The organism is Pseudomonas bananamidigenes, assembly GCF_001679645.1.
GTDB lineage: Bacteria > Pseudomonadota > Gammaproteobacteria > Pseudomonadales > Pseudomonadaceae > Aquipseudomonas > Aquipseudomonas bananamidigenes.
On the sequence record NZ_LRUN01000043.1, the window covers coordinates 1 to 13,883 of the forward strand.

Here is a 13,883-nt window from a genome sequence, read left to right on the forward strand (position 1 = left end):
AAAAAAAAGCCCGCAGGAGAGCGGGCGAACCGTAGTTTCTTGAATGAGCGAGCGGACTGTACAGGTTTGATGGTGAAGGGGCTGTGAAGAAAAATTCATGTCGCTACACCTCCAGATCAAGACCTGATATCCGCGGATTGCGGCTCTTTCAAGAGGGTCAGTGGCAAAGAACCGGCTTGGAATCGGTTGGCGGCTGTAATGGATCGAGCTTGCTCAGAGCGCTGCCCACCAACAACTCCGCCAACCCCGCCAACTGATGCATCGCGACAATCCGCGCACGCTGCACCTCATCCGGCCGATGAACCAGATCATGCGCCATGACATTCAGCGCCGCGAGATTCTGGCTGGCATGGGTCAATAGCGAGACCAGGTCAACGTCGGGACGCACACTCAGGATCTGATCCACCGGAAGCAACCGCGAACCGCATCTGCGAACAACGGGAATGGGGCGATCGGAAGTCGAGACCGTCCCGGACTCGGTAACCGGGGAATCTTCGGATGGATCGTGGGTATCTTTTTTCATGACCGGACTCCATGTGAGGGGTGATCCTTGCGCTTCGGCGGGGTAGTGCCGTTCACCTGTTTGTTGCGAGGAGTGGAGGGTAACCGGGTGGGGAAGGTGGGGGTAGTTCATGGAAGTCGACGGGGGTTGAGGGAAATTTCCTAGGGTGCAAGCGGAGAGAAATTGAAGCTCGCTCTCCAGATATGAATCCCCAGATGCGACAAGGCCCGCACTTGGCGGGCCTTGTCGTTGAGAGTTGGTGGGCCGGGGGCATTTGAACTCGCCGGGTAACCACCCGTAAATATTGGCTCAGGGGATGTGGTTATAAAGTTGGGATACAGAATGGGATACACGCCCAAGCTTGTTGGGGTAATCCCGAACCATCCCCAAGCTTACGTAATCACTTTTTCCGGAGCTTATCGTACTCGTCGTCTCCAATCACCGGCGCTGATGGCGTTTCGGACTTAATCAAACTGACAGAGCTTTCGCAGTCGACTAGGTTGTTGTACCCCTCGGAGCTGACAGCGATGGTCTTGCCATTCTTTGCTGTGAACCTCCAGCGCCATTCCCCTGCGGTGTCTTTATAAATTTTGAAGTATGCAACGCTGCTCATGATCATTCCCTCTTCAATGGGTGAGAGTAAGCACCTATTCAGCACCTCCTCCTTAGCCTCCTTGCAGTTCCCACAGCAAAAGGGATTTGCTCAGTCGGTCCTTGCGACACTACTTCTTCATCACAGTCGTGTCTATGTGCCAGGAAGGGAGCGGGCGTTTCGGGAAACTCTCTGATCGTGGCGGGTGATTACCTCTCAGTCTTTAGGTGCCAAAGTAGCGGGGGCCCCTGACGTTTTTCGCGATGCACGGGGTCGGAAACCCGCGGGATCTTGTTAGCGGCACGACTTCGAGCTTATTGAATTTCAATCATTGAAATCGAAAGGATTTCGTTGAAAAAAGGCCATCGTTACAGCCTCGGTAACGATGGCCTGACGTGTTGATGATTCCGCACGTCTTCGGTCGTCAACCGTGTCAACCTGTCAACCAATACGAAAAAGTCAGCCAGTCTCAAGATCCTGCGGGTTTTGTGCCCCGTGTCATTCGGAAACGCTCAGGGTCCCCGGCGTTCTTCCATCAATTGTGCAACTGCACTGGTGAACTGTGTGTTCACCCGGTTCACCTGTTCACTAAGCTGGGCACCTGTCCGCTAACAAAGTCCCGCGGGTTTCCGACCCCCGTGTCTCGAAGAAAACCTCAGGGGCCCCGGCACATTGCGGGAGAGACTCCTGATGTTCGCTGGTGGGATTGATGCACACGGGGTGCGGGGGTATGTACCCCTCAAAATGCGGTGTAACTCGTGTAACTCGTGTAACTGGTGTAACGATGGATGCTAAGCAACTGTATTTATTGAATATTTTCAGTGTTACATCGGCTTCGTAAGCCAATCTTTAGCCGTGTAACTCATCCATCTGGTGTAACGCTTCCGGTGCTTGAAAGAGGAACGAGCTAGGTTATGCCTATGATGCAGGAGGGTAGAGTGCTTCCCGGCCGGCAGTCGCAACAGGCCGCTTTCGGCCACAAGCGGCCGTTCGCAAGTGGCCGCTAACGGCCAAAAGCGGTCCTTCCTGCGGGCTTCTACAATGCCTGGAACGTATTTTATTATGCCGCTGACTACAGACATCACCTCCGTGGCTACTAGATATCCCGCCGCTTATGTTCAGGGGTTAACGCACGTATCGCCTCTAGCTCCTTCTCTTCTGTAATGCAGTGACGAATTGCCATGTTCAGCAGGGTAAAAAGCGCTAGTGCGACCTCTGGGCTGTCATTGAGATTGACAGTTCCAGGATGTACCGACTCGTTTCCGAAGATGCGAATGGTATCGAACGCTTTCAACAGACGACTGGGCAACCCCAACTCCACAAGCTCGCCTATTTGATTGTGTATTGTGCCCGGTTTGCCCAAAAGCTCCTCACAGAGCTTTTGTACACACAGTCGCAGCAGAGCAGCCGCAGCTCGGGGAGAGTGGCTGAAAACTAATCTAGCTTCTTCATAATCTGCTCTGATCCCCTCAGGCATATCCTCTTCCGCCTTGGGTGCGATGCACTCGGAAGGGAAAATCATCTTTATCCTACTTCCTAGGTGTCCTTCCATCGGCATTCCAGGCATGAGGCCATGCCTGTCGCCACCCTCATCAGTGATCCAAATACTGGGATCTTTACAAGCTGAACAGAACGAAAAGGATACAGAGGCGTACTCATTGCTATTCAAGAGCAAATCATTCCATTTCATACCGGCGAATGCACCACAGCGTGGGCAATTAAAGCTTTCCTTTCTATAGCCTGGCGTACGATCAACGTTGCTCATTGATACCAATCCATCATCCAGTAGTTTTTGTTAATCTAATCCGAGCCTAATGCGCGACGCTATACGCCGTCCTTCACTGGTAACCCGTGCTTCAGTCGGCCAAGTGAAAGTCAGCGTCAATGTTTACATGCTGCTGAATCGCCACAAATTTCCTTGAAACATTCGAGAGTCTGCTTCTGGCCGATTGCTGCCTTCAAAGGCGTGATTAGGATTGCCTTATCCGCATAATCGCATCCGTGATCGCTATTGCATTTGTATCTAAGGTCTCCATAGCCATCACAGCGTTATTGGCAACCACTGCCACGCCATTGGCTGAAAGCCAAACGGCGACCTCCTCGATTGCCGCCGCCAGTGCATGCTGGTTGTGGAGGATCAATGTCAGGGCGTCAGCAACGGCGATATTAGAATCTGAGTTATTTGGCATGCGATCCATCCTGGCAATGAGGGGCCCCGCAAAGCTTAGCTCAAGCGGCCGCAGCAGAGTGGCTTAGATGTCGATGCTTAAAAATTGCTACGCAGCGCAGATGATTTGAGAATTTAGCCAATCAGTTGGGGGGGGGAAAGCGGGCTACTACATCCAAGCCATCACTGGACCGCTCTACGAGTCTCTTGCGTCATTGCTTTGAGTTGAGGGGGCGGCAATTCCGCCCCCCTGAGCTCAAAATTACGATTTTAAATAATCTACAATCGCTTTTATTTTTCCGTCAATGAAGTTGTCATTTAGAAATCTATGCACGCTATCTTGATAGCCTTCAGAAATCACATAAAACTTATCAACATTTTTTACAACTTGTAATTCGATCAAGCCCATGCGAAGGAGTGAGTCGAAATTGCGCTTGCTGAGCTTGTCTATTTTTCCGGAAAATTGCATGTACATGGTTTTCTGATCAACAAAAGAAACTCCTTTAAAAAAGCTTCTCAAGAATTTTTTCAGTTCGGATTCGCAAAGTGCTTTGTTGCTTTTTGCAGATTGCTCTACCAAGGCAAGGGTGTCAGTGAGGTCGCCAAGCTTGCAAGTGCTATCGAACATCGTTGGGTCGAAACTGTCTGAAGTGTATGTTCCGCCGGTGCTGGAAAATTCACTATAATAAAACTTTGTGCCATTGAATTTTGAAGTGATAAAGTTTTCATAATTGTAAAACCCACTGTCCCAAATTTGTAAATTTGAGAAGTCTAAAGAGGGGTAATCGCCATAGATGAACAAACCCTCGATCTTGCTTTCAATATCTAGGTCTGGAGCAACTTGATAAAGATCCCTTACTCTTCTAGAAAGATCCGCCCGTTGGAAACGGCCACAACGTGAGTGAATGCTCAGCAAGGACCCAATGGCCTTTTTTATCGACTCAATTTCTCTAGGCTCGATCTCGTCCCTAACTAGCAAAGATTTCGCCTTGCTTAGCATTTCTTTCGAAGCGTTATGAACTATTTCAATATCTTCCTGAGAGAAATAAGTTATTACATCGGATATTGATTGCTGGCTGTCATCTTTAGTATTTGCTAGGCATTGAATCATGTCTTTGCTCAACGAGCGACGCAGTATTCCTGCGATTACAAAGAGTGATTTGAAGTACTCGTTTAAAAATTGATAGCGAAATCTAAGAAGATTACCCTCTTGGATTAATAGCGGATTTATAACTACTTTAGAGTAAAGTTGGTCTGCGCTGTCATCGTAATAAATTGTGAGTTTTTCACGAAGCTTCTCGCAAGGTATTGCCTCTCCATGCTCAACCGCCAACTCAGAAAACAGCTCAATAAACTCTCTGGTTTCTAATTCGATGTCGTGACGTGTTTTCTCTCGGCGCAGAACGGAAAATATAATAAGGTCGGTCAATGAAGAGTTGCAAGCATAGTCTTTGTCTTCGGATGAGATTTCGAAAGATATTTTTCCTTGTTCGGATAGTTGTTCTTCGAATATTGTGGAGACCATGTCTACGAAGAAGGGCACTATACGTTTGTGGTGATCTCCGAATTGCTCGAGCTGATCAATGTATCTATCAAATAAAGAAATGAGATCGTCGGTTTTATTGTATTTATTGAACCGCTTGCGAATATATTTAGCACGGGAAGACTCATCGAAGCCAAGTAACTCATGAGTCTGAATTCCCATGTCATCCAATGCAACATTCTCGGTAAAAGCCATATTTCTAGATGTGAGGATTACTTGGCTTCTTCCCATTTGCTGATGTGAATCATGAATAGACATGAGGAAATCAGGTAAAGAAAATCGCTCTTGCAGTATTGAAGCAAACTCATCTAGCCCGTCGATAATTATAACGATTCTGCCACAGAGCAAGCAAAGTTCAAATTGATTTCTGTCGTAAACTTCTTCCAGATTATTTATCTGTGCGTGCAAATCATATAAGTCATATAAGCTGCGAATTTCAATTTTTGCAATGAATTCGCTTGAAAAATTATTTCTTAAAGACTCGGCCTTTATTAAAACAATTGCGTTTTCCCCGGCGGATTTTTTATTAAGTGCAATGGCTAGCTCATGGCATAGCGTACTTTTCCCCATGCCTCCGGTAGCAACAACTAACTGACCCGAATAAGAGTTTTCATTTAGCAATCTGTCGGTTAAAAACCCAATGGCAGAGTCGCTTTTTATATCACTTTCATTAGATGCATCAAGATGCTGAAGCGCTTGATCGGTATAAAACTTGTTTGCCCTAATAGGCGGAGAGTTTCTCAAGTTTTCGTCGATACAGTACTCCCAGATGTATTCTGAGTAAGTAAGTTCAACTAACTCTATGTTGAGGTCATTGCTATCGATTGTCTTTTGTACTAGTGACTCGTCTCCTTTGGCAGGGCGCAAAAGAGTGAGCTTGGGGATGTGGATTTTCTTTTCTTTTAATAAATTACAGAATCTATTTATGGTGTGAGTTATAGTGATGTTTGGATATAAAATTAAAAAATGAGACTTGAATGGTGTGCTGACTTCCCATAGCTCAAACTTTACGCGGTTACCATTGGAAAAGTCAGTGCCCTCGGCAGTAGTGATGAGGGCGTTTCTTTTTGAGTACTTAAGTCTAAGGATATCTTCTACGCGAGTGAAATTGTAATGAGCGCTTCCGCTTTCTATACTTTTCCTCTTTTCTGGACGTTTAAGCTTTGTTTTTCTTGTTAAAGCTTTAATAAGAAAGCTTAAGCTTTTTTGATAAAGATCATCATCATGAAAATCGACACGAAATTTGCCCCTCAGGTAAAATGGAGTACTATATTTTTCTCGAGAGACTACTAGTATTTTACTAGGGGCGCCGGCCTCTGATTCCTCCCAATGGCGGATGATTGCCAAATAAGTTTCAATGCCTACGCCGCCTGTTCTTGATTCAGCTTTGCGTTTGTACATTTCAGTGCACACGACAATAATTATATCTGAATCTTGAACCGCCCTTTCCATAAAAAGATTTTTATCGGAAAAGTTATCTAGATCGAATTTGTCATATGTAACATGAAACTCTTGATATTCATCTAGATCTGTTGCTAAACCTTCAACCCACTTCTGGTGTTCTTCGCTGTCCCAGCTATAGCTGATAAAAATCTTGGTAGGCTGCATATGGCTCCTTGAAACGCGTAGGCTCGCAAGCGTCTCCGACCCCTTGGAGACATTCGTCGGCCATCGTTACACGAATCATGGCCCCGATGCCAGATTGACATCAGGTAGCGAGCGAGGTGATTTAGGCAAATTTTCGTTTATTCTCACTCGACTACTCGGACGCATCGACGTTACATCTGTCTGAATTGACAACCGAAGCGACGCTGAAATGGGCGTTTGTGCGCATCTGAGCCAATTTATCATCGTCACTGAAGGAGTGATTTTGACAGTATTGGTTTTGTTCGCATTAGAGCCGAAAAGACTGCTTTGAAATTGCTACATAGGTAAGGTGGAATTCTCTGAAGGAAAAATCTCGCTGTCACATCACTGGTACAACTTATTTAGCGGTGTCGTATTGGCCAGTATTTTAAAGGACTCCTCAGAAAATCTATCCGATCCATCATCGAGGATCGAACGTCTTCTTCTGGCTCATTTATGCCCACCAGCGAAGGGCAGCTATTGGCCGTAAGCGGAGATTCCGGGGCCCAGAAATCCATGCTACTGGCTATTGCGCAAGCCCAGGCGGACCGGGTCTATTGATTTCTGATAAGGTCGCGTTCATAGACGATCATGACAAGGAGTCAATTGTGGCGAAGCCCGCAGCACGTTTAACCGATCCGACAAGTTGCCCAATGCCAGGGCACGGTGCCCAATCCATTGCGTCCGGCTCTCCCGATGTTTTCTTCGATGGTCTTGCCGCCGCTCGAAAGGGCGATACCTGCACGTGCGGTAGCGCGTTGGTTTCCGGCGTCTCAGCGACCGTTTTTATCAACGGGAAAAACGCAGCTTTGGTTGATACTGTCGGAACGCATGGTGACGTCGTAGTCGGCGGCTCCGGCACCGTAATCATCGGTGATTCGCATACGCCTGCTCCGTTCGTCCCTCCCATGCCTCTTGCGATCAAGAAGACCTACGGTCAAGCGTTCAGCGTTACCGACAGCGAAACGGGTACTCCGTTGGCTTTCCGTGACTTCGTGGCGACGGTCAACGGTGTAGAAACCACAGGCATTACCGACGCTAACGGTATTGCTCACGTTAAGACGCCGTCCCCCGATGCGAAAATTTCGCTGCACGTCATGTTCAGCGCTCCGGCACGTACACTCCATGAGCTGGCGGAGGGCGTGTGATGACAAACCTATTCGCAACTCAAGCGACCGCCCAGGAAATCAAGCCAGGCGAGCTCATGTGTCCGATACCGATTACCGTAAATGACCGGGCTGCGACGCGCGAAGCGATCATCAAAAAGGTCCGTTCATTGAACACGACGTTCGTAGAGCGTTCTTCGTGGGGGGCCGTGAAGGGCAAGCCAGATATGGTGATGGACTGGGACTACACCATGATCGCCCTCCACCACGCCGGCCGCAGCCATAGCTGCACACCTGGTGCCGAGCAGATGCAGGAAATCCAGAAGGGGCACCTAAGCCAGAAATACGACGATATCGGGTATCACTTCGGCATCGATTGCACGGGGCAAGTCTACGAGGGGCGCGACATTCGGCTTCAAGGTTCGAGTGTCTTGAAATTCAATACAGGCTTGATCGGCATTGTGTTGCTGGAGAACCTAACGACACCAGAAGAGGGCGGGGATTGGGTCGCCAAGGGCCGGGTTGCGCTCGACACCCTCGGATACAGCACGACCAATGTGATACCTGCTGCTCAGATCACCGCGTTGATGCATCTGATCGACGCGCTGAAGAGTGTCTTCGTGATCAAGCATTTTGGCGGTCACCGGGAATACCCAGGTCAAGCATCTGAAGGCAAGATCTGTCCCGGAAATATCGGCATGGAGTTGGTCAGGAATCTCAGAGCAAAAACTCAACTACTCCCACCTCCGGCGCCGCAACAATGAAGAAACTGATTGCCCTGATAGTTCTGGTTCTGGTGACAGTGCTTTACGTTGGGTATTACGAAGCGCTTGAGGATGGGGACATCGAAACGATCCTGTTCATCAAGAAGCATCCGACGTTTCAGATGAAGTTTTACAATATCCACGCCAATGACGGGGAGATTCGTCAAGTCGAACGACTCACGGAGCAGGAGCGTAAGTGGATCGTTGATTACTGCAGGTATCGGCTCGGCATCGACACCGATCTGAAAACGCAAGATGACGTTGAAATTTGCAGGAAGAAATAGCTCAGCAGATAAAAAAGGCCTCTTAGAGGCCTTTTACTCAAGCTGCGTTATTTGCGAACCCAGCTTTCCACTTCGTCGGAACCGTGCTTGGTTTTCCACTCTTTGAGCGTCTTGTGGTTACCGCCTTTGGTTTCAACCACTTCACCGGTATGCGGATTCTTGTAGGCCTTCAGCTCGCGAGGCTTGCGTTTGCCAGGTGGCGCCGCTGGTGTTGAAGCGCGTTTCGTGCTCTGCGGATCCAGCAGGTTGATGATGTGCTTGAGGCTGAAACCGTACTGATCGAGCAGTTCGCGCAGCTTGGTTTCGAACTCGATCTCTTTTTTCAACGCGCCATCGCTCTTCAGTGCTTCCAAAGCTTGAAGCTGTTCGGCGAGGTGTTTCTCAAGCTGGCGGTATTCGGCGAGTTTGGACATGTGAATTCCTTGTTGTGTTTTAGCGATATCTATCTGAAGTGTATTACAGCACGGAGTTCAGCTCACTTGCGCCCCTTCAACTGCTCTTCGATGTAGCTCATTTCGTTCTTGATCAAGTTGACCGTCAGTGTCTGAACATTCGAGACCTTGCCGGTTTTGATGTCCACGATTTTCATCAGCGCATTCAGGTGGTTTTTTCGCGCCTTCAAAGTGTCGGTCCAGTTCGCGCTGCTCAGTATTGGAGTGATCATGATCTTTGTCCTGATGTGGTTCTAAACAGCCCGCGTGAGCGGGCTGCTTCGGGTTCAAGCGGCCAGCAGATCCTCTGCGCTGATGGAGCGGGCTGCGGTGACTAGGTCTGAGTGACGAAGATCCAAATGGAAAGGACCGAATTGAGGTATATCGAGCTTGGAGAAACCATATCCCGAGTACCCTCGGGCGTAGTCCGCCGCGAGTATCCGTGCGCCCAGGGCTACCAAGTGTTCCGCAGCGGCGTTCCACTGTTCTTCCAGAGTCAGCTTTACAGCGCTCAGGGCCGATTCTTTTGCATCGTTCTCCCGCTGCTGTGCAGTGGCGATTTGCGCTTCAAGGGAGTCGAGCTCAGCCTGCAAGGCCTCCATGATGAGTTCCTGTCTTCTGACATGCTCATCGGTGGCGGCGAGTTGTTTGGCTGCCTTCTGCATTTCGCTGTTAGCGGATTTCTCTCCGTCGCTATCACCACTCGCAAGGCTACGTGCATACAGGCTTGCAGCATCTCGCTCTGCCTGCTGTGCCTTCTCCAGCGATTGCTGCGCATCCGACTGAATGGTCTGAAGGCGTTGGCTCAGATGCGATTGTGTCTGCTTCAGCGTTTCGACTTCGGCAGCCGCTTCGGACATGGTCTGGATCGACTTTGTCCTGATTTCTTCGACGTGCTCAATGCGCTCCAAGTAAGCCATCTTCTCTTCGATACGACTGATCGCGGATGGAATTGCTCGCAAGCGGCATTCGGCACTGGAGTATCGGTCCATGGCGGCACTCCTTTCAGGGCTTCCTATCATGTTGCCGATTGGACTGTAGTTGTTAGGCGCATTGCTCCATTCGGCGTGTAAGATGGGAAGACTGTTTTGAATGGTTTCTTGCTCTGCAATCAAAGCGGCGAGTTGATGTTTCAGTTCATTCATTGTCATGTTCGTTGTCCTTTATGAGTTTGATTTGAGTGATTCGGCTGGCGAGGCCGGGAATTAGCCGGCGTTACCTCGATCAGCAGCGTTGCCCTCAGGCAGCCCGTGCCTCGCCGTCATCCGTTCCCGGAATCACTTTCACGATGTAGCAGCGCTGCTGGCCCAGGCCGGGCAGACGCACCAAACTCGATGCCTTACCGTCGCTGCTCGGTTCCAGCACACCGCGCTGCAGGAGCTCCTTGTTCACTGCCGTTAAGTTCATGCCTCGGAAGATCTCCGAGCGCCACGCCTCGGTCAGCACGTAGTAGGTGTTGGTGGTGTGCATGGTGTCGCCCATGCCGTGCTCCAGTGTCTTGCGAAAGCCGAGGCGGTCGATGGTGCGCGGGCCGTGTTCGTCAATCTTGGCGGCCGCCGATTCCCAGCGGGTGAAACGGCTTTCGCCGAAGCGCTCGATGACCTGGCGCAGCCGCGCCAAGATCGCATCGCCCTCGAAGTTACCGGCACCTCCGCGCTCGTGGAGCCAGGCGTTCAAGCACACCCGAGCGGCGGTGGTGGCGGTGCCTTCCGGCCAGCCGGTAATGCCCATCGCGGTGGCCAGCTCGCCGGCGGCAGCTGCAAGGCCGAAGCGAGCGGCGGCACGGTGTGCTTGACCGCTGGCGGACGCCGGGAGCGCTTGGGCAATAAAGCCTTCCAGCGTGCGGCGCAGGATTGCCGCCCAGCCGTGGCGCTTGCCGGGTTCGCACAGTGCGGTCAGAAAGGCGGTCAGTGGGGTGCCGTAGTAGTTCGCCACCCGCGCTTTGAGTGCGTCGGACAGAGCGGCGGCGTCTTCGAAACCGTTGAGCGTGTCGAACATGCCAAGGCCTTTGCTGGCATCGGCCGGGACAGCGAGCATGCGCACCTCCATGCCGGCTTTCAGCTCCTTGTTTGCTTCGGCCATGTGCTGCGCCAATGTCTTCTCGCCCGTGGACAAAAACAGCAAACGCCACTCCTGCACCTGTCGGCCCGCTTGGCCTCGATCATTGGCGCGGGCCTTGCCGGTGCCGTTGCCGAGCATGTACACCGTCTCGCCGATGATCCGGGCATCACACATGCCGATTTCATCGAGCACCAGTAGTCCATCCGAATGCGCGGCAGCGATCGACTCCAGCGCGTTGTCGGTCGAGCGCCACGAGCGCACCAGACGCGGGCCTCCGTAGATCGATGCGGCAACTTGCAGGTGGGTGGTCTTGCCGCCGGAGCTGTCGCCGTACAGGTGAAAGCCGCCCGATTCGTGGCCGAGCATGTGCAGCAACGGACCGGCGAAGGCCACGCCGACGACAAACGCCAAGCGATGATTGCCGATGCACAGCACGCCGATCTGCTGCTGCCACTGTTCCAACGTGCCCGCTTCGCTGATCGGCGGAAGTTGCGCGCCGGCCTCGTAGAAGTGCAAGTGTTCCGCGTGCATGCCGACCTGCTGCTCGGGCAACAGAAAGGCGTTGTCATGCCAACCCAAACGAGTGACCAGACGCGCACGTTGGGCACTGTCGAAGCCGCCCAGGTAACTCTGCAAATCGTTGCGTGCGTTGCGACCCGAACGACTGCCGGCCAGACGCAACCCCATGTCTACCAGCGGGCCGAGCACATCCTTGCCGAAGTCGCCGGTCATGGTGCGCGCCGGAATGTTCCAGCGCTTCTTGGTGCCATCGGGGTCGTCGAACTCGACCAGCAAGCCCCAGTTGTGGCCTTTTTCGTCACGGGTACGCGCAAGGATTGCCAGCGGCGAACACACCGGACGTGCCTCACCGTCGTCGCCCGCATAAAACACACCTTCGGGCGTCAGTCGAAAGCCACCGGGCATCAGATCGTTTTTCGATTTTGCCGGGCGCTTGGTTGCTGCTTTAGGTTTCGCTTCCGGCTCTGGTTCCTGCTTGGGTTCGACCTGGGCAAGCGGTTTTTCTTCGATCACACCGAACAGCTCGCCGCCGCTTTCCAGCGCGGTGAAGTGGCCGGCGGTCCAGCCTTTGTCGAGGGCATCGGCGGCATCGTCGCCGTCATCCCATTGACCACCCTTGGCAAACGCGGCGCGGTCGTTCTTCAGCGTCGGCTTGCGTTTGAACACCTCCAGCGCGATGACCCGGACCGAAGCGGCGCCGATTTCGCGCAGCTTTTCGGCAACGATAGCCATGCAGGCTTTACCGCTGTCGTCGTTGTCCGGCCACAACAACACGTCGCGTCCCTTGAGCGGCGTCAGGTCGGCTTTGTGCCAGGAGTTGGAGCCGTTCAGCCAGCAGGTGGCCACGTAGTCCGGCAGCAACTCGGCGGCGGCATCCGCAGCTTTCTCGCCTTCGCACAAAACCACTGGTGCATCAGCGCGCTGAGTCAGTTCATCAAGGCGCAGCAGCGGGCGCGCATCCGGCAGCCCCTGCCATCGCCATTGCTGGGTTTGGCTATCGGCGCGCTGACACCATGTCAGGGGCGCAAAGACCTTCTTCGGCTTGCCGTCTTCATCCGGGCCGAGGTCGAAACGATACAGCGCCATGAGCGGCTGACCCTGCAGGTCGCGGTAGATCCACACCTTGGACGGCACGCCGTGTTCACGGTGCTTGGCCGGACACTTGTTCATGGCCTCGGCCGGGATCGGCTGGATGGCGTTCCATGTCGGCGCCTTGGGCTTACTCGGGGTGGCCATGATCTTGGCGGCGCCGGGTGCAACGTTCAGCCAGTCCGCCAGTTTGTAGCAGGCTTCAACGTCGGTGCCGCCGTCCAGATAGCGCACCAGATCGATCAGGTCGCCGCCTTTGTCGCCGGTGGCAAAATCCGCCCAGGTGCCCTTGCTCAAATTGACCTTGAGCGATCCGGCGCGTTTGTCGCTGCGGGTCGGATTCGGGGCGGTGTATTCCTTGCCGCCGTCCACGCGCTTGCCGTTGGGCAGCCAGTGCGATAAGACACGATCAATGCCTTTCAGCGCGGCAGCTTTCACATCGGCAAACCTTGGACGTTTCGCGGTGCTGTTCGGGCGTTCGCTCATATGTCAGCCCTCGGCAGAAACAGCGCGTCGTTGATGTCGTCGATCAGCGCTTTGGCCATCTCGCCCAGGTACAAGGCGGGCCAACTGAAGCGCTCGCCGTGGTCACTCATGGCAGCGTCGAAATTGAGCTGGTTCGCGTGATGCTGCAGCAACGACACCATCTCCAGTGCGTCTTCGACGGGTACACCGGCATTCACCCGAAACAGCTTCAGGTCGGTGGCATTAACGCGAGAAAAGGTAGCGTGGCCCGGAGTGGTGGAAATGCTCATAGCGCACCGCCTTTCTGCACGGCAGGTGTTGAAGTGGTGTCACCGTGCATGGCCAGCGTTTTGATCAACCCGAGGGTGCCGCGCACGTCCCAGAGGACGGCGGCAATCACATGATTGGCAAGGCGCGAGGATTCGTTTTCGAAGTGATCCTCCAGCAGAGTCAGCACCGAGTCGGCACGGGCAATGGCGCAGGTGATAGCGTCGATGGGTACACCGGCTTCTGCGGTTGGATTCACGCAGAGCAGATCTTCGGGCAGGGCAAAACTCAGGGCGCTGTTCATTGGGCACCGCCTGCGGTTTCGAGTGCGCGGGCTTTGGCCATGTGAGCGTTGTAGCGGGAGAGGCGTGTAGCGAGGCTGGAGTTGGCGTGTAAAGCGGCGAGAGCCATTGCACGGTGTGCAGCGGCGCGAATTTTGGACGGATTGAGGGCGTGCATCTGGCGAA

At 52.7% G+C, this 13,883-nt stretch carries 14 protein-coding genes; 3 read left to right on the plus strand and 11 right to left on the minus strand.

Going from position 1 to position 13,883, the window contains the following annotated elements; genetic code table 11:
• Positions 1–157: 157 nt before the first annotated feature.
• From BBF94_RS15890 to BBF94_RS15910, 5 genes are all read right to left on the minus strand, one after another.
• Positions 158–523: a DUF6124 family protein gene (locus BBF94_RS15890; RefSeq protein ID WP_065259938.1), complete on the minus strand. Its 366-nt coding sequence runs from the start codon at positions 521–523 to the stop codon at positions 158–160.
• 379 nt (positions 524–902) lie between these two features.
• Complete coding sequence (locus BBF94_RS15895) at positions 903–1,115, minus strand: YegP family protein (RefSeq protein WP_065260000.1); 213 nt, start codon at positions 1,113–1,115, stop codon at positions 903–905.
• 1,075 nt (positions 1,116–2,190) lie between these two features.
• A complete protein-coding gene (locus tag BBF94_RS15900) occupies positions 2,191–2,859 on the minus strand; it encodes a DUF4145 domain-containing protein (protein WP_082302419.1) in 669 nt (222 codons plus the stop codon).
• Between the two features lie 205 nt (positions 2,860–3,064).
• Entirely contained in the window at positions 3,065–3,283 is a 219-nt protein-coding gene (locus tag BBF94_RS15905) for a hypothetical protein (RefSeq protein WP_065259940.1), read from the minus strand.
• A gap of 240 nt (positions 3,284–3,523) precedes the next feature.
• The gene (locus tag BBF94_RS15910) at positions 3,524–6,412 is read right to left on the minus strand and encodes an SEFIR domain-containing protein (protein ID WP_065259941.1); all 2,889 of its coding nucleotides are present in this window, start codon (positions 6,410–6,412) and stop codon (positions 3,524–3,526) included.
• Positions 6,413–7,038: 626 nt separating this feature from the next.
• On the opposite strand from BBF94_RS15910, the gene BBF94_RS15915 reads away from it, so the two are divergent.
• Genes BBF94_RS15915 through BBF94_RS15925 form a run of 3 tightly spaced genes read left to right on the plus strand, consistent with a single transcriptional unit; the run spans position 7,039 to position 8,584 of the window.
• Positions 7,039–7,578: a PAAR domain-containing protein gene (locus BBF94_RS15915; protein ID WP_065260001.1), complete on the plus strand. Its 540-nt coding sequence runs from the start codon at positions 7,039–7,041 to the stop codon at positions 7,576–7,578.
• Positions 7,578–8,300 carry an N-acetylmuramoyl-L-alanine amidase gene (locus BBF94_RS15920; protein WP_065259942.1) on the plus strand — a complete coding sequence of 241 codons (723 nt, stop codon included), beginning with the start codon at positions 7,578–7,580 and terminating at the stop codon, positions 8,298–8,300. Before BBF94_RS15915 ends, BBF94_RS15920 begins: the two co-directional genes overlap by 1 nt.
• A complete protein-coding gene (locus BBF94_RS15925) occupies positions 8,297–8,584 on the plus strand; it encodes a hypothetical protein (RefSeq protein ID WP_065259943.1) in 288 nt (95 codons plus the stop codon). Before BBF94_RS15920 ends, BBF94_RS15925 begins: the two co-directional genes overlap by 4 nt.
• Positions 8,585–8,631: 47 nt before the next feature.
• On the opposite strand, the gene BBF94_RS15930 is transcribed toward BBF94_RS15925, so the two are convergent.
• The 6 genes from BBF94_RS15930 to BBF94_RS15955 form a co-directional block, all read right to left on the minus strand.
• A complete protein-coding gene (locus BBF94_RS15930) occupies positions 8,632–8,997 on the minus strand; it encodes a histone-like nucleoid-structuring protein, MvaT/MvaU family (RefSeq protein ID WP_065259944.1) in 366 nt (121 codons plus the stop codon).
• A gap of 62 nt (positions 8,998–9,059) precedes the next feature.
• Complete coding sequence (locus BBF94_RS15935) at positions 9,060–9,248, minus strand: hypothetical protein (RefSeq protein ID WP_065259945.1); 189 nt, start codon at positions 9,246–9,248, stop codon at positions 9,060–9,062.
• Between the two features lie 54 nt (positions 9,249–9,302).
• Positions 9,303–10,160, minus strand: a complete 858-nt coding sequence (locus tag BBF94_RS15940) for a hypothetical protein (RefSeq protein WP_065260002.1) — start codon at positions 10,158–10,160, stop codon at positions 9,303–9,305.
• A 94-nt stretch (positions 10,161–10,254) separates the two neighbouring features.
• The gene (locus BBF94_RS15945; RefSeq protein WP_065259946.1) at positions 10,255–13,170 is read right to left on the minus strand and encodes a DUF927 domain-containing protein; all 2,916 of its coding nucleotides are present in this window, start codon (positions 13,168–13,170) and stop codon (positions 10,255–10,257) included.
• A complete protein-coding gene (locus BBF94_RS15950; protein ID WP_065259947.1) occupies positions 13,167–13,439 on the minus strand; it encodes a DUF3077 domain-containing protein in 273 nt (90 codons plus the stop codon). The genes BBF94_RS15945 and BBF94_RS15950 overlap by 4 nt, the downstream gene beginning before the upstream one ends.
• Entirely contained in the window at positions 13,436–13,720 is a 285-nt protein-coding gene (locus BBF94_RS15955; RefSeq protein ID WP_065259948.1) for a hypothetical protein, read from the minus strand. Before BBF94_RS15955 ends, BBF94_RS15950 begins: the two co-directional genes overlap by 4 nt.
• Between the last annotated feature and the right edge of the window lie 163 nt (positions 13,721–13,883).